The sequence below is a fragment of the Ruegeria sp. N7 genome (assembly GCF_056531345.1).
This window is the reverse complement of the sequence record NZ_JBQFLR010000015.1, coordinates 1-24,077: the sequence shown is the minus strand read 5'-3', so window position 1 is coordinate 24,077 and position 24,077 is coordinate 1. Positions and strand designations below refer to the sequence as shown.

Sequence of the window (24,077 nt, the reverse complement as noted above, 5' to 3'; positions counted from 1 at the left end):
ACCTCCCTTCCCGCAATTCACGAGTCACTAATGGACGATCGTCCATTAAATGTTGCGCCAGAATGGCCTTTCGTGTCAATATTCCTGTGAGCTACCTCTATGAGACATTCACAAACGGTTGGTAACATTGAATAAAGCGCAAAGTGTCAAGGAACAAAAACGCGGTTCAAAGCGGGATCCGGAAGCCAATAAACAGCTACTGATCGACGCGACTCTGGACACGATTGCCGATATTGGGGTTACCGATACCTCGGTCAGCCGAATCTGCGAGCGCTCCGGTCTGTCACGCGGAATGATCCATTTGCATTTCGGGGGTAAGGACAATTTACTGACCGCAGCCGCCCAGCATTTCAGCACCGAGTATTATGCCGAGATGGACAGACGGACAGATCTGGGCGCGAGCGCAAGACCCGAAGACCGTGTTATGGCAGTGATTGAGGCCGACCTGTCAGAAGCACTGCTCAATCCCCGCAGTACTAAAATCTGGCATGCGTTTCGGGGTATCGCAAGCTCTCATCCAGGTATCGCCCGTTACAGCAGCACTCAGGATGACAAACTTGTCGAAACCTTGCGGTCCGCGTTCACAGAGATAGCCTCGGAAAACAGGGGCGACCCGAACCTGGTAGATGACGCAACCAGCGGAACGCTGGCCTTGCTGGAGGGGATGTGGGTGAACTACCTAACCGATATGCAGGGATTTTCACGCCGCCGCTCTGTCAACCTTGTTCGAAGGTTTTTATGCGGACTTTTCCCCGGAAAATTCTAGGTCTAAGTCTAGGCGGCGTTCCAATTCAAATTGGATAGCTCGGAGACAGAAGTTTCTGAGAGATAATTGTTCCGGGCGCATGCAATCAGCTCGCCTGTGCTTTCGTTTTGCAAGATTCGCGATAGCCGTGCCAACACTTAAATGTCCTTACTTCAGATACTGACAGGTGACGAAGCACCCTGCCCCACGGGCCCTAACGCGCTTGTCCCACTTGTCGAACAGATACAGGTTCTTCGTACCCAAACTGGATATGCGTGACCTTTCCCATAGGCGTGGACTCTGGCTTTACCATCAAAACAATGCCCACACGCCGCCGAAAAAATGTTTCACTTTGGGGAATTTTTTCCAGGTGCCTTCGTAGTTGTATTGTCTGCCATCCGGCAGACCTGAAACAGTCGGAGAATACAATGTCCCTAAAGTCCCTTACTTTTTCTGGTGTCGCGCTGGTTGCGACTGCAACCGGTTCATTTGCGGATGGTCACACCGGTGCGCCAGCCGTAACTGGCAAGCTCAACGGAGAAACCTTCCTGATGGATGCGCACAAGATGACTCTCTATACCTTTGACAAGGACGAAACAGGCGTTTCGAATTGCTATGATGACTGTGCCACCAAATGGCCGCCGCTGATGGGTGATGCCAACATGGAACTGAAAAAAGGCTACAGCCTGATCGAACGCAAGGATGGCAGCTTTCAGGTCGCCTACAAAGGAAAGCCGCTTTATCTATGGTTCAAAGACGAAAATCCTGGGGACATGACAGGGGACGGTGTAAAAGGTGTTTGGCATATCGCACGACCCTGAACCTTGGTGCCGGGGGAAGGTTTCCTCCCCCGGCTTACGTACATGCTTCAGTCATTTGAAAACCAGCTTGAAAACTGCCTCCCCGATCTTTGGCGTTATGCCTGGTCGCTGACCCGTGATCGTGATGCGGCGGATGATCTGGTGCAGGATTGTGTTGAACGCGCCCTGCGCAAACGATTGCTTTGGCTTCCGGGGCGGCCGTTGAAACCATGGCTCACTAAAATATTGTTAAACCTCTATCGGGACAGGTGGCGTCGAGAAACCAAATTCAACACTGTCGATCTCGATAACATTTCAACACTGGCAGCTACGACAAGCACGGCCGAAGAACGGTTGGAAATCAAGGCAGTCTGGAAGGCGCTGGATTCTGTTCCCCAAGATCAGCGAGAGGCCCTTCTTTCTGTAGTGATTGGTGGGCTAAGTTATGACGAAGCGGCCACAACTTTGTCCATTCCAAAGGGTACGCTAATGTCGCGGATATCGCGCGCGCGTACTAAAATCAAATCTGAAATGGACGCTTCGGCCGCCGTGAAGATCAGGAGCGTGAAATGACGCACACCCCATCCATCGAAGACTTGGTTCAACGTAGCATAGACGGTGAGTTGTCACCGGAAGAGAGCGAACGCCTTGACCGTCACCTTGCCCGACACCCGGACGATGCAGCGCGTTTTCGTGCAATGCAGCGTCAAACAGACCTGATAGACAAGGCGGTCCCTGTTCCTTCTGCGGCACATCTTCGAGGTCTGCAAAAACAGGCCACGCTACCCTCGCCAGTCTCTTTCAGGCTGGTTGCTTCGGTTGCGGTTTTTGCTGTTGGTTTTGGTTTGGGATCTTATTTGGAACCTTGGAACAGTCGGACAACCGACGATCTGGCATTGTTTTCGCAACACGCAAAAGCGGCGCATTCTTTATTCGCCGTTGAAGTTCTACACCCTGTGGAAGTTGCCGTGGACGAAAAGGATCACTTGCAAACCTGGCTCTCCAATCGTCTGGGCTCTGCCATTATCGCGCCACAACTTGGGGAAACCGGGTTTTCCCTGATTGGAGGACGCCTTCTGCCCGCAGGAGACCAAGCCTCAGCTTTATTTATGTACGAGAATGCTGAAGGTGATCGGTTGAGTTTGATGGCCACACATGGCGACACAACTCAAACCCAATCATTTCGGTTTCGACAAGAGGACGGATATCTTGTCGTCTTCTGGCAGGACGGGCCCTGGCAGTATACGTTGGTCGGGGACCAGAAACGTGACCCGATGGAGCACATCGCCCGCTTGGCGCATGGTCAAATGATCTAGAGACCGCTTTCGACGGCTTGGCTCGCGCGGAAGATTTGCGACAACACCTTTGGGGTTATGGCAAATCATCTAACAACATCGGGTACAGCAAGTTTCCTGCCTGCGGCCCGGCCCCGAGGTAATCAACCCATTGATCGGTCGACTCGTTGTACCGCCGGTACCGTTCGATCTTGTCATATAGCCCGTTGACGATGGTTTGCTGTTCTGAAATCGGAAGGCGCACCCAATCATCTTCAGTAATAGTCATGATCTGAGACTTATAGGGCAGGTCAGACAGGTATTCGTCCAACGCCACTGCTTCGGCAAGGCTGGGGTCTGACTGGCGTGATACCTGATCAGGTCTGCGGCTCATGTCTGCGGCAACTCCCAGAACCTGTGCAAAGAACTGATCAGGGTTCACGACGTTCCGCTCGGCCTGGTCGACAATGATCCGCAATGCTTCTTCCAGGTTACTCAGATCTGCCTTCGAGATTTTCAATGAAATTACCCTTTGATATCAGAGATAAACTCTCACTCGCAAATGATATTTTTACCTTCCTTGGGCACCTCGGTGCCGGAGTTGGCGCATTTCTTGCGTTTCTCGGTATTACTTCCAATTTGACGAACAATACGTCCAGTATTGTGTTCAATGCTCAGGTTTCTTCACTGTCTTTACCTGTCCGCCTGACATTATTAGTTTTAGTCGCTGCGGCATTGGGATGGGGATTGGGTGCACTTGTCGGAAAGCTAAGTCAGCAAAGAAATGAGTCTCTTGGCTTTGCAGCTTATGTCGTCGCGCTTTTGTGGGGCGGCCTTATGGTGGGGGCCGCTGACTGGCTTTCTATTGCGCCCCACCAACAGGTCTTGCCGGAAATCCTGTTATTCACTGTCGCAGGAACGGGTCTTGCCCTGTGGGTCGCTGGATTCCATTTTCAAAGCGCCGGTGCAGGTGGGAGGCGAGCACTGCGGGTCAGGTGCGACGCGCTGTTCCTATTCTCGATCGGCGCGGCCCTTTTTATGGTGCTTACTTTGTTGGGGGCACGGACATGAAGCTCGGTGGACCTCTGGATTCAAAAAACGCCGCGCGCCTGCTGAGCGCCGCCGCTGTCCTAGATTTTATGTTTCTGGGTTTTGTATTGGTCACTTTGGAACCTGTGTTGCGTCAGGAACTACGGTTGGGAAATACCGGTCTGGCCTTACCGGTAGGGCTTTATCTGATCCTGGTCCTTAGCTACTGGTTGATCTGCGAAGGTTTTCTTGGTGGGCACAGCCTGGGACGATATGCCTTACGTCTGAATATGCGCGACAAACGCGGCAATCCGGTATCTCATATGCGGCGTTCTACCCGCGCGTTGAAAAAGGTCATGTCGTTTGGCTTAACCGGAGCAAATCCAAATGTCGCATCCCGATATGACAGGGCAGCCGATGTGACATGGTACAGCCCGATGGCTCCCCGCGCCTTGGCCTTTTGGCAACTGGTTGTTCTGAACGGCCCGGATCGCGGCAAGTTTGTCGAGTTTCGGAATGTTAAAGGCTTGTCTAACACACATCAGATCAAAATCGGACGTGACAAGAACTGGGCTGATCTTGCGCTTTCTCGCAGCGAAAGAACTTCGGGTCAGCATTGTGTTTTACGCGTAGAAAAAACGGGCGATCTTTTTATTCGTGATATGGGCTCAACGAACGGAACCTGGACAGGTGGACGGCGTGTCGGTCCTGAAAAATGGGTACCGTTGGCCGCGGATGGTCGGTTCCGTGTAGGAAATGTCCAGATTGCCACGGTCAGGTGACCAGTTCCAACGTACCGCGGGTTTTAGCATAGTTTGTTAGCTACAAATGCACGGCAGGTATTTCGGCTGGTTAATTCCCTAAATTTGACTTTGGAATTGGTTAGTCACTCAGGATTCCACGGTCATCAATTGCGATCCGGTTGCGACAAGACCTCGGTACAGGTTTCGGGTGGATCACCCTGACGTCATGGTAAATTTGTTTGACATCAGACTACCGGTATCTCATATTTCTGTCATGACAGAAACAACTGATTTATCCGAATCCTCGGCCCGTTCACAATTCATCCTCTATTGGGGTGATATGGGCAGCCAGTGGGGTGTGAACCGATCCGTAGCGCAGATACATGCGCTTTTGTACCTCAGCACTTCGCCCATGAATGCCGAAGAAATCGCAAACGAACTTGGCATCGCCCGGTCAAATGTTTCAAACTCGCTGAAAGAGCTGGCCGGATGGCGTTTGATCCACCGCGTGCCCGTCCCCGGTGATCGTCGCGAGCACTTCGCAGCCGAAACTGATGTCTGGAACATGGCCCTTCTGATTGCAAAAGGCCGCAAAGAGCGCGAGATCGACCCCGCGATGCGGGCGTTGGACATCTGCGTGCAACAAGCCTCGGACGAGGCTGATCTGTCCCCTGTCGTATTGGAGAGAATGCAAAATATGCAACAGTTCCTGACTACGGCCGACCAATGGTCCGAGCAAATGCTGTCGGTCCCTAAGTCCAAGCTTTCGGCTCTTATGAAGATGGGCGACAAGATCATCATGCTCCTCAAGATCGGGAGCAAGAAAGGCAAGTCGTAAAAAATTTTGAGAATATATTTCTCTTCCTACAGAAATAACAGCAACTACAGCATATGGTGTGATATGAAACTGAGCAATTTCTCTCCGCATGTTATGGACATGTCCGATCAAAGGTTTCGCGACTTGGTTGGCCCCGCAGCTTGGGCCGCCCTGCCCCATCAGGTCCGGGCGCGGTTTGGTCATTGCCTAGCGAACGGCGCCAGCGTGGTCTATCAGGGCAAAGTTGTAGCAATGCGTCTGACGCTGGCCGGGCAACTGCTGGCGCATCTGGCCCGTCTGATCGGCGGCCCCCTACCCTTTGATACATCCAGCGTGGATCAGCCCGCGATTGTCACCGTGACCGAGGATAGTTCCGTTAACGGACAGTTCTGGATCCGCCAGTATGGGCGCGCCGGAGGGTTTCCTCAAGTTATCCACAGCGCAAAACGGTTCTCTGGACCGACCGGGATCGAAGAATACATCGGCGCCGGTATCGGTATCGCATTGCGCGTTCAAGCAGACCGCACCGGTCTCCGCTTTCTCAGCGATCATTACTTCGTTCAATTGGGTGATAGGAAACTGCGCCTCCCGCGCTGGATTCGCCCTGGCGTTCTGACCATCACTCACACCGATCTTGGCGACGCGCGGTTTCTGTTTTCCCTAAGCCTTCATAGCCGCCTGTTCGGAGAGTTGATCCACCAGGACGCCATTTTTTACGACAGAAAGGATCCGACATGACTGACCCGCTGCTTTGGACATTGATTGCCCTTCAGATCTCGATGGGTGCATTCGACACGCTGGTGCACCACGAAGGCACCGAGCGGCTGGCCTGGCGCCCTTCGCAACAGACCGAACTGCGCCTGCATGGGGTCAGGAACGCTTTCTACGCCGTCATCTTCCTGTGCCTTGGATGGTTCGAACCCCACGGCACGTTTACCATTGCTCTGACCATTATCCTGGGCCTTGAGGTCCTGATTACCCTTTGGGATTTCGTTGAAGAGGACCTGACCCGCCGTCTCCCCGCCACAGAACGGGTCAATCACACTTTGCTGGCGCTGAATTATGGTGCGATCCTCGCGCTGGCTGCCCCATACCTTTGGACCTGGTCTGCCCTGCCGTCAGAGATGGTACCCGTCCATCACGGCGGTTGGAGCATCATGGCGACCCTTGCCGCGATTGGTGTGGCGCTGTTCAGCGCGCGCGATTTGGTGGCGGCCGCACGCAGCACGCGGTTGAATGCTGTCAACTCGGCCTCTCTGGTCGCGCAACTCGCGCCCCGACAACATCTGCTGATCACGGGTGGCACCGGTTTCATCGGACAACGCCTGGTCGAAGCCCTGGTTGCTGGCGGCCACCACGTCACCGTCCTGACCCGCAATCTGCAAAAGGTCGACGCTTTGACCCATCCGGTACGCCTGATCACCTCACTCGAGCAAATTGACAACACAGAGCGTTTTGACGCCATCGTCAATCTGGCGGGTGAGCCGGTAGCAAACGCGCATTGGACGCCTCGGAAACGCGCGCGCATCCTGCAGTCTCGGGTCAAGATGACGAAAGATTTGGTCGCACTGATCCGCAGGCTGGATCAAAAACCATCTTGTCTGATCACCGGCTCCGCCGTGGGCTGGTATGGGCTGCGGCAAGACGAGACCCTCACCGAAGACGACACGCACTGCCCCGCCTTCATCCATGAGGTGTGCGACACATGGGAGCGCGCCGCTGCGCCAGTCGTGGATATGGGCGTCCGGGTTGTGCAACTGCGTATCGGTCTGGTGCTGGGGGTTGAAGGCGGCATGCTGGCCCGAATGCTGACACCTTTCGAGTTTGGCGCCGGGTGTCAGCTGGGGAACGGACAACAGTGGATGCCCTGGATCGAACGGGATGATCTGATCCGCGTCATCGCATTCGCCATGTCGCATCCGGATATCAACGGCCCGCTCAACGCCGCTGCTCCAAACCCGGTGCGCAACGCAGAGTTCACACAGGCTTTGGCAAGCGCATTGAACCGCCCTGCCCTGATACGTCTGCCTGCTTGGCTGATCACAAACGTCGCAGGGGATATGGGACGTGAAACGATACTGGGTGGCCAGCGTGTCATTCCGGCAAAACTGCTACGCAGCGGGTTCCGTTTCAATAGCCCCGAGCTGGCCCCCGCCCTTGCCAGGATCACGGGCGCTCGGGCCGCCTCAAACAGCGTCAGCTCTGAGAAACGTCGCGCCTGACCTGCGCCAGCTGCGCAACACCGGGATCCAGACAAATCCCGGTGTTGCACGAGGCAAGGGTTGGTCGTGTTACGGCTTGGCTTGCTTGTTGGTGCACAGACCCAGAAGCGCATAGATCGGACAGAACTTCATGAATGCTGTCACCACAAACACAGCCCCAAGCCAACCCCAGGGGCCGATAGTACCGGTCAGTGCCAGAAGGAGCAGCACACCACCGAGGATCAGGCGCAGAATCCGGTCGACAGAACCAACATTTGACGTGAATTGCATGGTCGAATCTCCTTGATTGTCTGGCCCAAGATTCACTGTTTTCCAAGTCGTGTTATGTGACGAGGTCACACAACCCCCGTTCTTGCATGGTGGTGCAGGGCTGGGCGGTCCTGCAGATAAATCACACCTCGCTCAAGCCTGACCCACCCGCGATGTTCAAAATCCTTGAGAATACGGGACATGACTTCGCGTGCGCTGCCCAGTTCGGCCGCAATGCGCTGGTGCGTGATGCGGATATCGCCCGAAGGTGCGCCCTGATCCAAAAGCCACTGCGCCAATTTCAGGTCCATCCGGTTAAGTAGAAGATCATCGATAACCTCGGACAGCTCAACAATGCGTTGTGAAAACGCCATGAAGACCGCGCCCCGAAACTCGGCATCTGTAGCCAGCAACGTGTTGAACTTGTCCCGCCCGATGGCCAGCGCCGTCACCGGCCCCTCGGCATAACCGAACCCTGAATAGGGGATGTCCGACAACATGCACGAGGTCGTCATAACGCAACTGTCGTACGGGCCAACCCGATAAAGAACAACGGTGCGTCCCGACGGGCTGGTTTGTTCCACCCGGACGATGCCCGAACGGACGATCAAAAACATCTCACCGTAAGCGCCCGGTGCAAACAGTTGGGATCCGTCTGGTATAGTCAGATTACTTCCTGCGGACTTGAGCCGGTCGAGAATGGCCTGGCTCCAGTTCTGTTGGGTCACCGCTTTACCTCCGTCTCACACTCACTCCCGGATTTTTAGCCTTGGGGACCTCGCGAGCAAACCCAATTTGCCTGTGACAAACCCACCCGCGCGGAACCAAAGTTGACAATTCTACTACGGTCTTAATAGCGGCGGCATCAGTGGAGATGGCGACTCTATTGGCCTGCCAGTTGGGCAAAGTGCTGAAATGGACGGAGTCCAGGGGAGGTCTGCCCTTAGCGGATCATGTTTTTCTGTTTAATGGTCGTCAGGGCAAATGCGGTTGAAGCAACGGATTTGATTGCCAGCATGGGTCTGGATCCTCTGTCGCTAAAACGCCGTTTTATTCGGTAGGCACGGATTTGAAACAGAATCGAAACGAAGCGCTTCACGATGCGTTCGCGCCTACGGGTTGATTGATGAGTGCTTTCGGCTTGGTTGTTCAAGCCTTTGTGCGAGATGCGTCCATGCATCTCGCCTTCGCAGTTTACACAAATGGAAGTGGTAAAAAGTTACCGTGTCAGGTCACGTCAAATCGTCGACACGTGCGTCAGGTGCGTTCCGTTTGACGGAATCGATCCCGTTATCCCGCCCTGAAGTGCTGGTATAGCTCTCGCTGGTGCCGATCACTTGACCGTTGCTGGCCTTCAAGTTGAACATATGACCGCCGGACTTGGTTTCCTTGCGCTCGTACCGGCTGTCATCCGGCGCGTTCTTCTTGACTGACTCGATCCCGTTCGTGGCACTCGCCTTTTGAACATATCCTTCACTGGCCAGAATGATTTCACCATTCCCTGCTTTCAGACGAAATCGAAATTCACCAGCCTTGTCTTTATATATCTCGAACTTCCCGGCCATTTGACGCCTACTCCTCTGTTCTACTTTCGATTTTTTCAAATACATTCCTATAATTAAACATTCGTCTCAAGAAAAAAGATGAGGCGAGCAATCTACCCAGAGCAAGATACCCCCAAAGTCACAGGTAAGATCGAAATGGATGATCTGATGCTGGCTTCGGTTCCATTCGTTACACCTCGCCAGAACTGGCAGGATGCGAGCAAACCCGTCCTTTACCAAGGGACCTCAGCAGCCACCTAGCGATCAGCTTCAGCCATCCGCGTTCTCCATCCCCCATGCCGCCAGCAGTTTCGGCAACGCTACGTTCCAGTCCATCACGCCGACGGTTTCCGCCCAAGCCTGGTATTGATGGATCATGTCTTTCTCAAGGGCGGCGTTGCGGCCCGCTAGGTCGGTCAACTCGGTACGGTCGGCCTCGATATCGTAAAGCTCCCAGGGGCGGTCATGCAGTCGAACCAGCTTGAACTGGCCCAACCGGATGGCGGCATTGCCCTCGTGCTCCCAGAAGATCGGCTGCTCGCGCTGCCAGTCCTTGCCCTTCATTAGACCTAGCAGAGATTCCCCTTGCAACGGTTGGATATCATGACCGCCCACCTCTGTCTGATAGGTGCCTCCGGTGGCTTCCAGGATGGTCGGCAGAATATCGACCACATGACAGGCTGCATGAGCCGTGCCGCGCGGTTCGAACCCATTTGGCCAATGGGCCACTAGTGGGGTGGAGATACCGCCCTCGTGGACATAATGCTTGTAAAGCCGGAACGGCGCATTGGAGACATTGGCCCACGGTTTGTCATAGCTCTGGAAGGTTTGGGCATCGCCGGGGCGCAGACCGGTCACATTGCCCATGGTGATCTGTCTGCCGTCATGGGTGCGGTCAGGATAGAACTTGGCCCAGCCGTCCTCGGCCATGAACTCGGCGCAGCCGCCGTTGTCTGACAGGAACAGGATCAGCGTGTTGTCGAACTGACCGAGCCGTTTCAGGGCCGCAACCAGCGTGCCGATCGACTGATCCATGCGGTCAACCATCGCCGCGTAGGTGGCCATCTTGCTGGCCTCCCAGTCCCGGTTCTGTTCCTGCTCCCAACCATGTACAGTGCTGTCGCGGGGCGAGATGTCCCAGCCGCGCTGGAACAAACCCTGACCGTTCATGGTTTCATGGCGCGCGGTGCGAATATGGTCCCAGCCTTTTGAATAGACCCCATCGTATTTTGCGATGTCCTCAGGGTGGGCGTGCAACGGCCAGTGCGGCGCTGTGTGGGCTAGGTAAAGGAAGAAGGGTTTTTCTTCCGCCACAGCGCTTTCGATCATACCAATAGCCTTTTGGGTGATGGCGTCGGTGAAGTAGAAGTCATCAGGGAAGGTTTCGACCCGACTGTCATCCTCCAGCATGTAATGCGGCGAAAAGAAATGTGTGGCCCCATCCATGATCCCGTAAAACCGGTCAAAGCCGCGTTGGCGCGGGGTTGGGTGTTCGACGTCGCCAACCCGCCAACTGTCCACCTTACGGGCTTCAAAATCGCCCGCCACATGCCATTTCCCCGACATCAGCGTGGCATAACCGCTGGCGCGCAGATGCTCGGCAATCGTGGCACTGTCATTGCGCAGGAAGCCCTGATAGGCAGGGGTGCCCAGATTGGCGCCCATGTGGCCAACGCCTGCATTATGCGGATAAAGCCCGGTCAGAAGCGAAGCACGGGTGGGGCAGCAGCGGGCGCAGTTGTACATCGCCGACAGCATAACGCCGCCCCGCGCAAGGGCGTCGATGTTGGGGGTCTGGATTTCAGAACCGGTGCAGCCGAGATCGGCAAATCCCATGTCGTCCGCAAGGATCAGGATGACATTGGGCCGGCTGGTTGCTGCCTGTGAGTTGAGGTGGGTCATTGCGATACTTTCGCTAAGGTCAGGCCGCAGCAGCGGGCGCGAGGGGCACGCCCTCAACAGTGACACGATGCATCAGACGGCGGAAGCCGTGATAATCATTGATCGCCTTATGCCAGGTGGCGCGGTTGTCCCACATGGTAATGTCACCGGCCTGCCAGCGCACACGGCATTGGAACTCGGGTTGCTGGCAATGGGCATAGAGCATGGCCAGAAGCGCCTCGGACTCAGCCGGGGCCAAACCCTCGATACGGGTTGTGAAGACCGGGTTCACAAAAAGGCCACGCCGTCGGCTCAGGGGATGCGTGATAACGACCGGATGCCGGGCGTCCAGGATTGCGGCCTCTGCATTGCCCAGACGTCCTGACTTTACTGCCTCGCTATCCATTACGGCAGCGCCGAACACATGCCGCGAGGAATGCACGGCCGTCAGCTCGCCGAGAAACCGGCGCATCGGGGCCGAAAGCGCCTCGTAGGCGGCCCCCATTGAGACAAACAGCGTATCGCCGCCGTAAGGCGGCATTTCGATCGCATGCAAAATCGAGCCCATCGCCGGTTCCTGATCGTAGGAATGATCGGTATGCCAACCTTCTCCAACGGCTTCTTTCTGGTTCTTCTCTTTCAGCACAATGGCGATCTCGGGGTGCCCTTTGACCGGCTTGAAGAACCGGTTCACGTTGACCGGCCCGAAACGGCGGGCAAAGGCGAGGTGATCTTCCGGGCCCACATCCTGCCCCCTCAGCACAATCACCGAGTATTTGGCAAATGCGCGCTGAATGGCGTCAAAATCTGCATCGCTGCGGACATCCGCACCCAGAATTTCGGCACCCAGCCCCCCCGTCAGAGGAAGAATCTCCATGTGAGTCTCCTGTTTGTCCCAAAAGCAGCATAGGGCTTGTCAAAAGGTCGGTAAAACTGATTTAATACACCTCAAACGTCAGTTTTTTAGATGATTAATTTCACCCTTCGCCAACTCGCCTACCTGTCAGAAACCGCCCGGCGGGGCGGTATTGCCCAGGCTGCTCGGCAATTGAATGTTTCTCCCGCCGCGATTGCCTCAGCGGTGGACAAACTGGAGGCGACCACCGGCCTGACCCTGTTCGACCGCTTTCCGGCGCAAGGTATGCGGCTGACGCCTGCGGGAAAGGAGTTTTTCGCCCAGGCTGAGGCGCTGCTGGCGCAGGCCGCGGCGCTGGACAGGCAGGCCGAGAACCTGGCGTCAGGACGCACTGGCAGGATCCACATCGGCACTCATCACGCACTGGCACAGCGCATCGTCCTGCCTGCGGTGCTTGCCTTCCGCGAAAGCTACCCAGACGTTCGTGTCGAGGTGAAGGAAGCGGATTATCCGACCTTGGTGGACGCACTGGATGGTGGCGAAGTGGATGCGCTGGTGGTTTTTGACCAGGGGTTCGATCTCAAGCGGCATGAGGCAGAAGTGCTGCTGGAGCTGCCGCCCCTGGTTCTGCTGTCAGGCGAACACCCTTTGGCAGCAAAAGCCCGGATCAGCCTGTCCGACCTGATCGGACTGCCCTATATCGCTGTATCACCAGCCGGGCCTGGCCCTAGCTATCTTCAACTGCTGCAGGCCGCAGGCGTTCACCCCGAAGTGCCATTCCAATCCCAATCACGCGAGCTTGTTCAGGCCTACGTCGGCAAGGGGTTCGGCTTCACCCTGGCAGGCTTCCCGCCCAAGCAGGATCGCACGATTGAAGGCGACCCCATCGTTGCGCGACCGCTCGAGGAAAGCATCGGACACTACAGGGTGGTGATTGCCCGCTCTCGCCAAACAGTGCAGACAGCGTTGATTGACCGGTTTCTAGAGATTTGCAGGTCGCCGATCTCTGTGCCTAGCCTTGCAGGTAAACCGTTGAATGAAAAGGCCAGTACATCTCGTTAGCGAATCCTGAAACAAGGCAGTTGATGCTGCCGTGCGGGTCATGGAACCTGCGGTTCGCTGCATGAGCAAACTCCTACTCTTTCCGAGCTCGGGAATATCGGGACTTTTGCCTGGCGTCGCATTGAGAACAGACACGCATTTGGCGACAGTTCTTCATGATGGGATGACCTCAGCTGATTCCACACCTCAATCCACGGATCGCACCCTTGCGGGCGTTGCACTGATGCTTGGATTTTGCCTGACTGCTCCCTTGCTGGATGTAGCTGCCAAGCTCGCATCGGCCAGTGTGCCAGTTGGGCAGATAACGGCCGCCCGCTTTGTATTGCAATGTGCGTTGATGGGACCGTTTGTCTGGAAAATGGGACTGTCATTGCGTGTCGCGAGCGGTGAATTGATGGTACTTGTATTCCGCTCAGTACTTTTGCTGTTCGCGACTTTTTGTTTCATTACGGCTATCCGAGTGATGCCGCTTGCTGATGCCCTTGCCATCGTGTTTGTGGCACCGTTCATTGTCTTGCTGGTCGGCAAGTTTTACCTTGGTGAAGATGTCGGTCCTCGTCGCGTCGGGGCAGCTCTTGTAGGGTTTGTCGGCGTATTGTTCGTCATCCAACCCAGCTTCGCGGCTTTCGGCGCAGTGGCAATTATTCCTCTCGGTACGGCTGTTGCTTTCGCTTTCTACATTCTTGTGACGCGGGGCTTGTCGCGACGGATGCACCCGGTGGCTCTGCAATTTCACACTGGCCTGGTTGCCAGTCTGTTTTGCATTCCAATCTTATTGGTTGCGCAAGGTTCTGGTTCCGAACTTTTCGATCCCGTTTGGCCGAAAGACATTGCACTGTTGTGGCTTCTTGGGACCGGTTTTTTTGCGACGGTAAGCCACATGATGATGACTTATGCGCTGTCATTTGCCCCGTCTGCCACATTGGCTCCTTTGCAGTATTTTGAGCTGCCGGTAGCAACCTTGTTTGGCTACCTTGTCTTCAATGACTTTCCGAACAGGCTTAGCCTGCTTGGCATTGCCATCATCATCGGTGCAGGTCTGTACATGATACATCGCGAAAGAGTTACTGCCAGACAGTTGATCACAGCGCGCGCAGCACCTCCAATCTAAGATTGCACGTGATTGCAACCTTGTGCAGACCTTGATGGATCGAGCGGCCCCTGCCAGGTTCCCTTCTGTACTCAAAGGGTGTTCCACCATTGGATTTCCTGGTCGGGTCGCCTTTTCATACAGCAATGTCGGAAGCAGTGAATTCTTACGCATAGCTTCCCAAGTAAAGTGCTTTCGACAACCAAACTCATCAGGTGTTGAAACTGACCAGCGGAGCCGACCCTGGACAGTTTTCAAACAGCAGATTTGGCCGAAGGGGCACGAAAGTGGCGCACCTACTCGATTCGTTTCAATTGAAACACCTGACTTTGCGCAACCGCATCGTCAGCACGTCCCATGCGCCGAATTTTGTTGAAGATGGCCATCCCCGGGACCGCTACAGGTTGTATCACGAGGAAAAGGCAAAGGGCGGGGTTGCCCTGACCATGGTCGGTGGGTCGACCAATATCGCCCCTGATAGCCCATCGGTGTTCGGCCAGCTTTATGCCGGTGATGACAGCGTCATTCCATGGTTTCGGAAACTAACGGATGGCGTTCACGAACATGGTGCCGCGATCATGTGTCAGATCACTCATATGGGGCGCCGCACTGCATGGGATGATGGCCATTGGCTGCCTGTCATAGCTCCGTCCAGTATCCGCGAACGTGCACATCGTGCCTTTCCCAAGGCCATGGAACAAGAAGACATCAACCGCGTGATTGACGATTTCGCAGCCGCTGCGCGTCGCTGTCAGCAAGGAGGATTCGACGGGATCGAGCTCCTGTCCCACTCACACCTTCTGGGGCAATTCCTGTCCCCGCTGACAAACAAGCGCGACGATGACTATGGTGGAACGCTGGAGAACCGCATGCGCCTGACCTTGCAGGTGCTCGACGCCGTGCGCGCCGAAGTCGGCGCTAATTTCATCCTGTCGATGCGCATCACCGGCGATGAACTGAAAGAAGGTGGGCTGAGCGCTGAAGAATGCATTGCCGCAGCCAGGATGCTGGAAAAATCCAGCGATGTCGACCTGCTCAACATCCTCGCCGGCGCGCCCTATGATGATCTGGGTTTGGCTGAATGGGTGCGCCCCATGGGCCTGCCGGCGGCACCGCATATCACCGTGGCCGGGCGCATCCGTGATGCCGTCGATTTGCCTATCCTGCACGCAGGAGGGATTGCGGATATTGCCACGGCCCGCCACGCGGTCTCCGGCGGCCATGTCGATCTGGTGGGCATGACCCGCGCACAGATGGCAGATCCCTATCTGGTAGAAAAACTCGCGCGGGGGGAAGAAGAACGCATCCGCCCCTGTGTCGGCTTGGGCTACTGCGTGGACCGGGTCAATCAGGGCAAACCTGCCGTTTGCGGACACAATGCCGCCACGGGGCGTGAGCAGACCTTGCCTCATATCATCGCCTACAGCGACACCCGAAAGAAAGTTGTTGTCGTCGGCGGCGGGCCCGGCGGACTGGAGGCCGCACGGGTCTGCGCCCTGCGCGGTCACGAAGTCGTGCTGTTCGAGGCATCGGATCGGCTGGGCGGGCAGTTGGTTCTGGCCTCTAAAGGGAAAACGCGCAGACAGGTCTGGGGCGTAGCTGACTGGTTGATTTCCGAAGTGACTTTGCTTGGGATCGATATCCGCTTGAACACCTATGCCGAAGCTGATGACGTGATATCCGAAGCCCCCGATTTGGTGATCGTTGCAACAGGCGGCTGGCCCGAAACCACAGTTATCCCCGGCGGCGACCTGGCAATTTCCAGTTGGGACGTGTTGTCGGGCGAGGCACGTGTCTCGGGCGAGGTGCTGTTGTTCGATGAAGTCGGCGACCACCCTGCGGCTGTAACTGCCGACGCGCTGGCGGGCAATGGTTGCAGTGTAAATCTTGTAACCCCGGACCGGGCACTTCTGCATGACCTTGGCCCAACGACCTCTGCCGTCGCCTTACGCGATCTGGCCGCCAATGGAGTTACCTTCACCTGCCTGCAAGAGCTTACCTCCCTGGTGCGCGAAGATGATGGAGTTCGCGCCAGCCTGCGTCATGTGTTGACGGGGGATGTCACTGAACGTCTTGTTGATCACGTAGTCGTAGAACATGGCCTGTCCCCAATGGACGGACTTTTTCACGATCTCAAACCAAGCTCGCGGAACCACGGGCAGGTTGAACACAAGGCGCTTTTTGGTGGGACATTTCCATTCGTTGACACCAATCTAAGCGGCCGTTTCCATTTGGCCCGAATTGGCGACGCAGTTACAAGCCGAAATATACACGCCGCAATTCTCGATGCATTGCGAATATGTGTAACTGTCTGAAAGAAATTTCACTTCTTTGCTGACCAATGGAGGAAGCCAAGACGCTTTATCAGGCGGCGCAACAACCGTTTTGCGGCCCGCTTGTCCCGCTTCGGTTGGAGTATTTCGTTCAGCACGACGCCATGCTGATCGACCGCGCGCCAAAGCCAATACCTGCGACCAGCGATTTTCACGACAACTTCATCGAGATGCCAGACATCACCAGGACGGTCCTGACTTAGTCGCAAGTTTCGAGCCATCATCCGTCCGAACTTGATCACGCAACGCCGGACAGTCTCGTAAGAAACGCCGATCCCGCGCGCAAGCAGCATCTCTTCAACTTCGCGAAGGCTCAAATTGAAGCGGAAATACAGCCACACAGAGTGGGCAATGATCTGAGGAGGAAATCGGTGACGCTTGTAGCTGTTGGACGATGGATTCACCAATGCGATCTATGTCCAAATCCAGACACGAGCAACCGATCTAGGGTTAACCTGACAACACCCCTGTCATTCTGCCCCCAGTCGGAACAGACGCCATCTAGGCATCGGTAACGCCTTGACAATCTAAGTTAACATTTTTGTTGGAATCGTTAACAACGTTTGTTAACGATTTATATCGTCAAGGGAGATCACATGGAAATTCTAGTTGTAAACCCCAACTCTACTGAATCGATGACACGCAAGATCATCACGTCCGCCCAGGCGGCCGCGAGTGCCGGTGTCGTGATCAGAGGCGCTACCGCGCAAGGCGCACCGGCGAGTATCGAAGGGCATTTCGACGAAGCGATGTCAGTTCCCGGCCTTCTGTCTTGCGTGCAAGCCGCAGAAGACCAGCAGGTCAATGGCATTGTCGTTGCTTGTTTCGATGATCCCGGTATCGGCGCTTGCCGCGAGATCGCGACGGGCCCTGTCATCGGAATCTGCGAAGCTGCGGTGAAGGCGGCGAGCATGCTTGCCACCTCGTTCTCGGTCGTCACCACTTTGCCGCGGTCAGTGCCCATCATCGAACACATGATCCATGGCTATGGCCTGTCGCATCAATGCCGGCGGGTTCGGTCAGCAGAGATCCCTGTTTTGGCCTTGGAAGAGCCCGGCTCGAACGCGCGCGAAAAGATCCGCGAGGAAATCCTGCGCGCGATTGAGGAAGATCGTTGCGAAGCAATTGTTCTGGGATGTGCGGGGATGGCGGATTTGACCGCGTGGCTCAGCGAAGAGACCGGTATTCCGGTGATCGATGGCGTGAGCGTGGCAACCCGCATGATCGAAGCGCTGGTCGGTTGCGGCCTGAAGACCAGCAAAATCAATGCCTACGCCCGGCCAAAACTAAAATAACCTGTCATCGGAGGAGAAAATGACATTCAAATCAGACACGGCTGACACGGTCGCTATGCCGCACGACGATCACCTAACCCATATCGAACACAAGGCGATCGGGGAAGAGAGCCTGGCACCGCAAGAGACGCGGATCATGGACCCGTGGTCCTATCTTTTCGCGTGGCTTGGCGGATGCGTTTCCATCGGAACATTTACTATCGGGTCAGGCTTGGTCGGTACGCTGAACCTCCTGCAGACCTTTGTTGCTATCGCCATCGGCTGCACGGTGATCGGGCTCGCGCTAATGATCAACGGTCAGGCCGGTCACAAATATGGCATTCCGTTCATGGTACAGGCCCGGTCCGCTTTCGGCTTTTCGGGCACACGGATTCCGGCGCTGGTGCGTTCGGTTCCCGCTATCGTCTGGTTCGGGTTCCAGAGTTGGATCGGCGCGGGGGCACTCAACCTCGTGTCGGAAACGCTCCTCGGTTATTCGAACATGTGGGCGTTCTTTATCGGCTTCCAGTTCCTTCAGATCGGTCTTTCGGTGCTTGGGTTTCACGGGATCAAGTGGCTCGAGAATATCGGATCGATCTTCATCATCGCGTCGCTGATCTACATGTTCTTTAGCGTCATCAACAAATACGGCGAAGAAATCTCGACCAATCTGGTAAATGTCGAGGGCACCTGGGGTGCACCGTTCTGGGGGGCTACCATGCTCTTCCTTGGGATCTACAGTACGATGATGCTGAACGTATCGGACTATTCGCGCGAATTGCGTCGGAGCGTTGGGCCGCTAAGGCAGGTCGCGATCTATGCAAATTCGATCCTGCCGGCGACACTTTTCATGGGCCTCATTGGGCTGATGGTGTCCGGTGCTACCGGTGAAGTTGATCCAATCAAGGTGTTTTCGAGCGCTGTCGACAACAAGCTGCTGCTGGTCGTAACGCTCCTGTTCATTGCTTTTGCTCAGGTCACAACGAACATCCTGAACAACGTCGTCCCTCCCGCCTATGCGCTGATGGATGTCTTCAAGATCAAATTCAAAACCTCTGCAGTGATCGTCGGCTTGCTCGCCTTCTGCACTTTCCCGTGGGAACTTGTAAAAGATGAGTCCGCGGCAGGCCTGAGCATTTTCATTCAGACCTACTCGGCTTTCCTAGGTCCCATCTTCGCGATCCTTGTCGTCGATTACTTCGTGCTGCGCAAACAGACGCTTGATCTTGACAAGCTCTATGATCCGGAAGGCCCCTATAACGGCGTGAACTGGGCTGCCGTGATCGCCATGGGTGTCGGAGTTGTCGCGGCCCTGATCTTTTCGGGGATCTCCTGGTACGCAAGTCTGATCCCGGCGGGTCTGACCTACTACGTGCTGATGCACCACCTGCCAAGCGCGAAAAGGTTTCTCGACGAATAGTCGATGACCCATCCGCCAAAAGAAGGCTCGCGTCATTGCGGGCCTTCTTTCTTAGGCATTTACTGCTCGCCGCCATCAAAAAACAGTCACGTACCGGGTAGCTAATAAGCGCCTTGGCCTAAACGACGCGCCCGGCCCTAGGCTGCCGTTGGCCGCCTGTTGGTTATGCTGCGACGAGTCCCGTCGAATCTGCCATTCGCTGCGAGAGAGAAAACTTGGACGCTAAGAACGCACATACTTCAGCGTTATTGCAATTTGACATTATCTCACGTGCTTCGTTGAGAATAACTAACCAACAAAAAAGTTCAGACACACAACAACGATGACCGCGCCGCGACGGAGCTGTTGATATTTGCTCGAACACGGATGAGCATTGACACAAGAAACTGGGCGCGTTCAGACGCGCCCAGTTTCGTCAAGTCGCGACGTGAGATACCTCTTTGTCCGGTGAGTATATGTCCAAGATGTTCCAATGTCCGGTCGTTGGTGTTGGGTTGTTGATCATTGGGACATCAAGAACGGTTGGTTTGCCGCTGGCGATTGCCGCTTCCAATGCGGGCAACAATTCATCAGCAGCACTGAGCCTGTGCCCTTCTGCACCATAAGCTCTTGCAATATCCGCATAACCCGGTCCGTTTGCAGGAGCTGCGGCTGATCCAGGGAACGTGGTCCCGTATGTCAGACCGTAATGCGCCTTTTGAAGGCCCGCGATAGTGCCGAAGGCGTTGTTGTTCATAACCAGCCAGATGATGCCCAGATCAAGCTCGACCGCGGTTGCCAGCATCGACGGGTTCTGACCGAACCCCCCATCGCCAACAAGACTTATCACCACACGGTCAGGGGCTGCCAGTTTTGCGCCGATCGCTCCCGGAGGGCCAAAGCCCATCGTCGCGAATCCACCCGGGGTCAGGATTGAACCGGGTGCCAGGATATCAAATTGTTGTCCGACGCCGTTCTTGTTCCATCCCACGTCCGTAGTGATAATGGCATCCTCGGGCAGTGCCTTGCGGGTATCTGCCAAAATACGTTCGGGCATCATCGGAAAGGACGACGAGGTCGCCATGTCCACGTTGCGCGCTTTGAAGTTCGTTCGGAAGTCGGTGATCTTCTGTTCCAGCGCGGGGCGTTTGAAGCCCTCAGGATACATCTCGCGGGCAACTCGGTTGACGACGCGCAAAGCGGCCTTGGCGTCAGCAACGACTCCGATCTCGGTGGGATAATTCCGTCCAATCTCTTGCGGTTCAATGTCGATATGGATGACCTTTGAGCCAGGAATGTTGAACGTGTAACCAGGATACCAGCTGGAGCAATCGGCCTCTTTGAACCGGGTTCCGACAGCAAAGATGTAATCCGCATTCAGGCAAGACTGGTTGACCAGCTCGGTGCCCCAAAACCCGGTCATTCCCAGCACAAGCGGATGGTCGTCGCGCAGTGCGCCTTTACCCATCAAAGAATGCGCGACTGGTAGGCCCATGTGCTCCACAAAGGCGCGTAATTCCTCGCTGGCCTGTGCCAGTAGAATACCACCACCGACATAAGCGACCGGACTTTGAGCCTGCGCCAACGCTTCGACAATCTCTCGCGCTGTTTCATCGTCAATCGACGGTTTTTTGAGCGCGCGCGTGTTGTCGCGGATACGGTCGAAACTGTCCGAGGGGATCACCTCGGAGAAGATGTCCATCGGCACGTTGACCAGCACTGGCCCGGGCTGGCCGCTTTCGGCCAGATGAAACGCCTTTTCCAGAATTTCGGCCATCAGGTCTGCCCGATCGACCCGCCAGGCGCGTTTGACAAAGGGACGATAGATCTCCCACTGGGCGGCGTCTGCATGGAGGTTCACTTCCTGATGTGGATGTTTACCGTAGTAGTGCGTTGGAATGTCGCCCGCGATCACGACCATCGGGATACAGTCCAGTGCGGCGTTGGCGACCCCGGTTGCACAATTGGTCAGCCCCGGGGAGAGATGGGACAGCACCACCGAGGCCTTGCCCGTCACGCGGGCATATGCGTCCGCTGCGTGGCTGGCGATTTGTTCGTGCCGTACGGTGACGAAATCGATGGGGCTTTCCGCCAACGCGGCCAGAACCGCAATGTTCGTGTGCCCGCACAGGCCAAATACATGCTTGACCTCGCGACGTTCGAGAAAGTCGACGATGTGTTCGGCAACGGTTTTGCCTTCCAGTTTCGCTCCGTCCATCACGCGACCTCCTGTCCGTAGAACTCACCGAACAGGTCCGGCTCCGAGGGGCGATCCTCGGGGATGGGACGGCTGACCCAGGTGTAGTTCATCATGTGTTTCATGGTGACATTTTCATTGGTAATGTTGCCGCCCCAGATGCCGCAACCTAGGCTGCTGGTCATAGGCATGCCATTGGTCCAGGCACCCGCATTGGCCTTGGACTGAGGCTGTCGCACCATCATGCGGCTGACCGGAGCCAGGCGCGCCAACCGGTCGATGTGATCGTCATTGTGGCTGTAGATGCCGCAGGAATGGCCCTTGCCTCCGGTGTTGTAAATCTGGCTGACCGTTTCCAGCGCGTCATCGAAAGTGTCAAAGTGATATAGCGCCATCAGCGTGGTCAGTTTTTCCTTCGAGAACTTGTGCTGCGGCCCGATTTGCCCCTGATTTTCAACCATCAGGAACTTGCGATCTTCGGGGATCGAGAAACCGGCGACCTTGGCCGTTTGCTGAGGCGGACAGGCGATAGTCGGGAAGGTACGGTTTCCTTTCTCATCCCACATGGCAGCTTCGAGCATGGCCTTCTCTTTGGTCGAACACAGGTATCCACCTTCGGCCTCAAGCGCCTTGACCATATCGTCGTAAACCGAGCGCTGGATGATGATGTTACCGTCGGCCGAACAACCCGAACCAAAGTCAGACGTCTTGGAAATTCGTGTGTTCTGAGCGGCGATGTCCAGGTCGGCAGTCTCATCGATGACGATGGATGAATTGCCCGCGCCGACGCCAAAGGCCGGGCGCCCTGAACTGTACGCCGCTTTGACCATGGGCTTGCCGCCCGTTGCCAGCGTCAGATCACAGATCTCCATCAAATGTTGCGTCAATGGGATCGACGGTTTGCGAATGGATTGAAACAGATCCTCGGGGGCACCAGCGGCACGGCAGGCCGCTCGCATGACCTCGACCATCTCGAAGGTGGTATGAGCGGTTCGCGGATGCGGACTGAAGATAACAGCATTCCGGGCGTTGGCGGCGGAAACACCGGTCACCGGTGGTGTCATCGCTGGATTGGTCATCGGAATCAGGGATGCGATCACACCGGCAGGCTTGGCATATTTTACCAGACCCTTTTCTTCGTCTACTTCGACGATCCCGGTCGATGGTGTCCGCAAGACATCACGCAACACCATGTGAATCTTAAATCGCTTGGCAGGACGCCCTTCGCGATCTCCGATACCGCTTTCGTCCACGCCTTGCTGGGCTAGACGCGTGAAGGTTTTCTCGTTCCCCGCATACCACGCAATGGCCTGAGACAGGCGGTCCAACCTGCCCTGATCCCAATCCTCGATCTCGGCCATGGCAGCGCGGGCGCGTGCCAGCATATCGGCCGCCATGTTGCGGTCGTTTTCAGTGAGCTCTTTGCCCATGATGATCCTCTTGGTGTTTTGGAATTGCAGCATTGGGCATACGACGCTGTGACCGCGCCTCGCCGAATGTTCGCTTGGCGTGGCTGAGACAGCGACGCGCGTGTTCTTCATATCCCAACTCGGCCACGCGGCTTTGGTTGGGCAGTTCGATGGAATAGTCGACGGGTGGCATCCGTTCGATGATGCCGGTGAAATCGATCCATCCCTCACCGGGATATAGCCGCGCATCGCGGGCCAGTTGGATCATGCCCTCACGCGTATCGGCGATGCCGGGCAGGCAATCAGAGATATGCAGGAAGTGAAACAGGTCCGAGGGAACGTGCAACAGCTCACCAAGATCTACGCGGCTGAGGTGCAGGTAGAGCGTATCGACCAGAATACCGCCGTTGGGCTGATCAGAGGCGCGGACAATGTCCAGTGCTTCATCCAGCGTGCGCAAGCGGGAGAAGCTCGGGAACTCCAAGTCCACCGTTAATCCGTAGGGCGCTGCCAGTTCGCAGGTTTCGGAATAGACGTCGATCAGAAAGTCACGATCATCGCGGGTGTTTGTCCACGCGCTCATAATCATGCGTTTGGCGCCCAACTCCCCGCCAATCTCAAGAGAAGGCTCAAAACTGCGTGGATCGACATCTTCGGTGATGCGTGCAAGCTCGACATCAAGGACCTTCAATCCGGTGGTAGAGAGAGCCGTTTTGGTGGCCTGCACCTGTGCCTTGTCGATTGGGGATTGAGTGAATTCGCCGGGCACATGCATCGGAATGAATCGGGGGCTGACGGCATCGTAACCGGCCCGTGCGGCGATATAGACCAACTCGGGCGGCGTACAGCCAATCAGCGTCAGATGCGCCAAGGAGTAGAGAGAGGGGCTTGCGCCAGCCTCTTCGGGTTTCACCATGAACGACAGCTCCACGTGTCTGCGAATCTAAAATTCATCACACGTAGTCAAAAATATCTGATATTTTTTAAAATATCAACTTTAATACTGAACAGGAAATGAAAACGCCCTGGCAACGGCCCGGGCGTGTATTACACTCGTGTAGGCAGACCCTTAGAGAGTGACCCAGACCCCTCCGGACTGGTGAGAGCGCACAGAGGCGTCAATGAATCGAACACCGTCTGCGCCTTGTTCGAC

General features: G+C 55.8%; 24 protein-coding genes and 1 pseudogene. 15 read left to right on the top strand and 10 right to left on the bottom strand.

Going from position 1 to position 24,077, the window contains the following annotated elements; genetic code table 11:
• Positions 1–127: 127 nt before the first annotated feature.
• The 4 genes from ACR0ES_RS15390 to ACR0ES_RS15375 all read left to right on the top strand — a co-directional run bounded on the left by ACR0ES_RS15390 (position 128) and on the right by ACR0ES_RS15375 (position 2,861).
• A complete protein-coding gene (locus ACR0ES_RS15390; RefSeq protein ID WP_480773836.1) occupies positions 128–766 on the top strand; it encodes a TetR family transcriptional regulator C-terminal domain-containing protein in 639 nt (212 codons plus the stop codon).
• 407 nt (positions 767–1,173) lie between these two features.
• Positions 1,174–1,566 (top strand): COG4315 family predicted lipoprotein, encoded by a 393-nt coding sequence (locus tag ACR0ES_RS15385; RefSeq protein WP_480773837.1) that lies wholly within the window; start codon positions 1,174–1,176, stop codon positions 1,564–1,566.
• Positions 1,567–1,608: 42 nt separating this feature from the next.
• Positions 1,609–2,118, top strand: a complete 510-nt coding sequence (locus tag ACR0ES_RS15380) for an RNA polymerase sigma factor (protein WP_480773838.1) — start codon at positions 1,609–1,611, stop codon at positions 2,116–2,118.
• Entirely contained in the window at positions 2,115–2,861 is a 747-nt protein-coding gene (locus ACR0ES_RS15375) for an anti-sigma factor family protein (RefSeq protein WP_480773839.1), read from the top strand. The genes ACR0ES_RS15380 and ACR0ES_RS15375 overlap by 4 nt, the downstream gene beginning before the upstream one ends.
• A 55-nt stretch (positions 2,862–2,916) precedes the next feature.
• Here the strand turns inward: ACR0ES_RS15375 and ACR0ES_RS15370 are convergent, their stop codons facing one another.
• Positions 2,917–3,339: a hypothetical protein gene (locus tag ACR0ES_RS15370; protein ID WP_480773840.1), complete on the bottom strand. Its 423-nt coding sequence runs from the start codon at positions 3,337–3,339 to the stop codon at positions 2,917–2,919.
• Here ACR0ES_RS15370 and ACR0ES_RS15365 point away from each other — a divergent pair.
• The 5 genes from ACR0ES_RS15365 (at position 3,339) to ACR0ES_RS15345 (ending at position 7,630) form a co-directional block, all read left to right on the top strand.
• Positions 3,339–3,890 (top strand): hypothetical protein, encoded by a 552-nt coding sequence (locus ACR0ES_RS15365; protein WP_480773841.1) that lies wholly within the window; start codon positions 3,339–3,341, stop codon positions 3,888–3,890. The two genes, ACR0ES_RS15370 and ACR0ES_RS15365, sit on opposite strands and share 1 nt — an antisense overlap.
• Entirely contained in the window at positions 3,887–4,630 is a 744-nt protein-coding gene (locus ACR0ES_RS15360; protein ID WP_480871237.1) for an FHA domain-containing protein, read from the top strand. Before ACR0ES_RS15365 ends, ACR0ES_RS15360 begins: the two co-directional genes overlap by 4 nt.
• A gap of 235 nt (positions 4,631–4,865) precedes the next feature.
• Entirely contained in the window at positions 4,866–5,429 is a 564-nt protein-coding gene (locus ACR0ES_RS15355; protein ID WP_480483554.1) for a GbsR/MarR family transcriptional regulator, read from the top strand.
• Between the two features lie 63 nt (positions 5,430–5,492).
• Complete coding sequence (locus tag ACR0ES_RS15350; protein WP_480487972.1) at positions 5,493–6,146, top strand: DUF4166 domain-containing protein; 654 nt, start codon at positions 5,493–5,495, stop codon at positions 6,144–6,146.
• Positions 6,143–7,630: a TIGR01777 family oxidoreductase gene (locus tag ACR0ES_RS15345; protein ID WP_480871236.1), complete on the top strand. Its 1,488-nt coding sequence runs from the start codon at positions 6,143–6,145 to the stop codon at positions 7,628–7,630. Before ACR0ES_RS15350 ends, ACR0ES_RS15345 begins: the two co-directional genes overlap by 4 nt.
• Before the next feature lie 69 nt (positions 7,631–7,699).
• Here ACR0ES_RS15345 and ACR0ES_RS15340 read toward each other — a convergent pair whose 3' ends face one another.
• From ACR0ES_RS15340 to ACR0ES_RS15330, 3 genes are all read right to left on the bottom strand, one after another.
• Positions 7,700–7,900: a YgaP family membrane protein gene (locus ACR0ES_RS15340; RefSeq protein ID WP_480871235.1), complete on the bottom strand. Its 201-nt coding sequence runs from the start codon at positions 7,898–7,900 to the stop codon at positions 7,700–7,702.
• A 65-nt stretch (positions 7,901–7,965) separates the two neighbouring features.
• The gene (locus ACR0ES_RS15335; protein ID WP_480871234.1) at positions 7,966–8,607 is read right to left on the bottom strand and encodes a Crp/Fnr family transcriptional regulator; all 642 of its coding nucleotides are present in this window, start codon (positions 8,605–8,607) and stop codon (positions 7,966–7,968) included.
• Positions 8,608–9,111: 504 nt separating this feature from the next.
• Positions 9,112–9,444: a YegP family protein gene (locus ACR0ES_RS15330; RefSeq protein ID WP_480539187.1), complete on the bottom strand. Its 333-nt coding sequence runs from the start codon at positions 9,442–9,444 to the stop codon at positions 9,112–9,114.
• 78 nt (positions 9,445–9,522) lie between these two features.
• Between ACR0ES_RS15330 and ACR0ES_RS15325 the strand changes: the two genes are divergently transcribed.
• Positions 9,523–9,684, top strand: a complete 162-nt coding sequence (locus ACR0ES_RS15325) for a hypothetical protein (RefSeq protein ID WP_480539185.1) — start codon at positions 9,523–9,525, stop codon at positions 9,682–9,684.
• Positions 9,685–9,693: 9 nt separating this feature from the next.
• Here the strand turns inward: ACR0ES_RS15325 and ACR0ES_RS15320 are convergent, their stop codons facing one another.
• Together ACR0ES_RS15320 and ACR0ES_RS15315 are read right to left on the bottom strand one after the other, a co-directional pair.
• Positions 9,694–11,325 carry an arylsulfatase gene (locus ACR0ES_RS15320; protein WP_480871233.1) on the bottom strand — a complete coding sequence of 544 codons (1,632 nt, stop codon included), beginning with the start codon at positions 11,323–11,325 and terminating at the stop codon, positions 9,694–9,696.
• A 19-nt stretch (positions 11,326–11,344) separates the two neighbouring features.
• The gene (locus ACR0ES_RS15315; RefSeq protein WP_480871232.1) at positions 11,345–12,181 is read right to left on the bottom strand and encodes a TauD/TfdA dioxygenase family protein; all 837 of its coding nucleotides are present in this window, start codon (positions 12,179–12,181) and stop codon (positions 11,345–11,347) included.
• A gap of 90 nt (positions 12,182–12,271) precedes the next feature.
• Between ACR0ES_RS15315 and ACR0ES_RS15310 the strand changes: the two genes are divergently transcribed.
• The 3 genes from ACR0ES_RS15310 to ACR0ES_RS15300 all read left to right on the top strand — a co-directional run bounded on the left by ACR0ES_RS15310 (position 12,272) and on the right by ACR0ES_RS15300 (position 16,627).
• Positions 12,272–13,222 carry a LysR family transcriptional regulator gene (locus ACR0ES_RS15310; protein ID WP_480559000.1) on the top strand — a complete coding sequence of 317 codons (951 nt, stop codon included), beginning with the start codon at positions 12,272–12,274 and terminating at the stop codon, positions 13,220–13,222.
• Between the two features lie 163 nt (positions 13,223–13,385).
• The gene (locus tag ACR0ES_RS15305) at positions 13,386–14,333 is read left to right on the top strand and encodes a DMT family transporter (protein WP_480871266.1); all 948 of its coding nucleotides are present in this window, start codon (positions 13,386–13,388) and stop codon (positions 14,331–14,333) included.
• Between the two features lie 266 nt (positions 14,334–14,599).
• A complete protein-coding gene (locus tag ACR0ES_RS15300) occupies positions 14,600–16,627 on the top strand; it encodes an oxidoreductase (RefSeq protein ID WP_480871231.1) in 2,028 nt (675 codons plus the stop codon).
• Positions 16,628–16,662: 35 nt separating this feature from the next.
• On the opposite strand, the pseudogene ACR0ES_RS15295 reads toward ACR0ES_RS15300, so the two are convergent.
• A pseudogene (locus ACR0ES_RS15295) lies at positions 16,663–17,058 on the bottom strand (IS6 family transposase); the annotation flags it as partial.
• Positions 17,059–17,241: 183 nt separating this feature from the next.
• Between ACR0ES_RS15295 and ACR0ES_RS15290 the strand changes: the two are divergent.
• Together ACR0ES_RS15290 and ACR0ES_RS15285 are read left to right on the top strand one after the other, a co-directional pair.
• On the top strand, positions 17,242–17,940 hold the full coding sequence (locus ACR0ES_RS15290; RefSeq protein ID WP_480871230.1) for an aspartate/glutamate racemase family protein: 699 nt from the start codon (positions 17,242–17,244) through the stop codon (positions 17,938–17,940).
• 19 nt (positions 17,941–17,959) lie between these two features.
• A complete protein-coding gene (locus tag ACR0ES_RS15285) occupies positions 17,960–19,339 on the top strand; it encodes an NCS1 family transporter (protein ID WP_480871229.1) in 1,380 nt (459 codons plus the stop codon).
• A gap of 415 nt (positions 19,340–19,754) precedes the next feature.
• Here the strand turns inward: ACR0ES_RS15285 and ACR0ES_RS15280 are convergent, their stop codons facing one another.
• From ACR0ES_RS15280 to ACR0ES_RS15270, 3 genes are read right to left on the bottom strand one after another with little or no spacing between them, the layout of a single operon-like run.
• Complete coding sequence (locus ACR0ES_RS15280) at positions 19,755–21,536, bottom strand: thiamine pyrophosphate-binding protein (RefSeq protein WP_480483568.1); 1,782 nt, start codon at positions 21,534–21,536, stop codon at positions 19,755–19,757.
• Entirely contained in the window at positions 21,536–22,945 is a 1,410-nt protein-coding gene (locus ACR0ES_RS15275; protein WP_480588942.1) for an aldehyde dehydrogenase family protein, read from the bottom strand. The genes ACR0ES_RS15280 and ACR0ES_RS15275 overlap by 1 nt, the downstream gene beginning before the upstream one ends.
• Positions 22,926–23,840, bottom strand: a complete 915-nt coding sequence (locus tag ACR0ES_RS15270) for a sugar phosphate isomerase/epimerase family protein (RefSeq protein ID WP_480871228.1) — start codon at positions 23,838–23,840, stop codon at positions 22,926–22,928. The genes ACR0ES_RS15275 and ACR0ES_RS15270 overlap by 20 nt, the downstream gene beginning before the upstream one ends.
• Positions 23,841–24,077: the final 237 nt, after the last annotated feature.

Coding starts and splice junctions, on each gene's coding strand:
- ACR0ES_RS15385 (WP_480773837.1), top strand. CDS start 1,174: ATGTCCCTAAAGTCCCTTACTTTTTCTGGTGTCGCGCTGGTTGCGACT.
- ACR0ES_RS15380 (WP_480773838.1), top strand. CDS start 1,609: ATGCTTCAGTCATTTGAAAACCAGCTTGAAAACTGCCTCCCCGATCTT.
- ACR0ES_RS15375 (WP_480773839.1), top strand. CDS start 2,115: ATGACGCACACCCCATCCATCGAAGACTTGGTTCAACGTAGCATAGAC.
- ACR0ES_RS15365 (WP_480773841.1), top strand. CDS start 3,339: ATGAAATTACCCTTTGATATCAGAGATAAACTCTCACTCGCAAATGAT.
- ACR0ES_RS15360 (WP_480871237.1), top strand. CDS start 3,887: ATGAAGCTCGGTGGACCTCTGGATTCAAAAAACGCCGCGCGCCTGCTG.
- ACR0ES_RS15355 (WP_480483554.1), top strand. CDS start 4,866: ATGACAGAAACAACTGATTTATCCGAATCCTCGGCCCGTTCACAATTC.
- ACR0ES_RS15350 (WP_480487972.1), top strand. CDS start 5,493: ATGAAACTGAGCAATTTCTCTCCGCATGTTATGGACATGTCCGATCAA.
- ACR0ES_RS15345 (WP_480871236.1), top strand. CDS start 6,143: ATGACTGACCCGCTGCTTTGGACATTGATTGCCCTTCAGATCTCGATG.
- ACR0ES_RS15340 (WP_480871235.1), bottom strand. CDS start 7,900: ATGCAATTCACGTCAAATGTTGGTTCTGTCGACCGGATTCTGCGCCTG.
- ACR0ES_RS15330 (WP_480539187.1), bottom strand. CDS start 9,444: ATGGCCGGGAAGTTCGAGATATATAAAGACAAGGCTGGTGAATTTCGA.
- ACR0ES_RS15325 (WP_480539185.1), top strand. CDS start 9,523: ATGAGGCGAGCAATCTACCCAGAGCAAGATACCCCCAAAGTCACAGGT.
- ACR0ES_RS15320 (WP_480871233.1), bottom strand. CDS start 11,325: ATGACCCACCTCAACTCACAGGCAGCAACCAGCCGGCCCAATGTCATC.
- ACR0ES_RS15315 (WP_480871232.1), bottom strand. CDS start 12,181: ATGGAGATTCTTCCTCTGACGGGGGGGCTGGGTGCCGAAATTCTGGGT.
- ACR0ES_RS15310 (WP_480559000.1), top strand. CDS start 12,272: ATGATTAATTTCACCCTTCGCCAACTCGCCTACCTGTCAGAAACCGCC.
- ACR0ES_RS15305 (WP_480871266.1), top strand. CDS start 13,386: ATGACCTCAGCTGATTCCACACCTCAATCCACGGATCGCACCCTTGCG.
- ACR0ES_RS15290 (WP_480871230.1), top strand. CDS start 17,242: ATGGAAATTCTAGTTGTAAACCCCAACTCTACTGAATCGATGACACGC.
- ACR0ES_RS15285 (WP_480871229.1), top strand. CDS start 17,960: ATGACATTCAAATCAGACACGGCTGACACGGTCGCTATGCCGCACGAC.
- ACR0ES_RS15280 (WP_480483568.1), bottom strand. CDS start 21,536: ATGGACGGAGCGAAACTGGAAGGCAAAACCGTTGCCGAACACATCGTC.
- ACR0ES_RS15275 (WP_480588942.1), bottom strand. CDS start 22,945: ATGGGCAAAGAGCTCACTGAAAACGACCGCAACATGGCGGCCGATATG.
- ACR0ES_RS15270 (WP_480871228.1), bottom strand. CDS start 23,840: ATGGTGAAACCCGAAGAGGCTGGCGCAAGCCCCTCTCTCTACTCCTTG.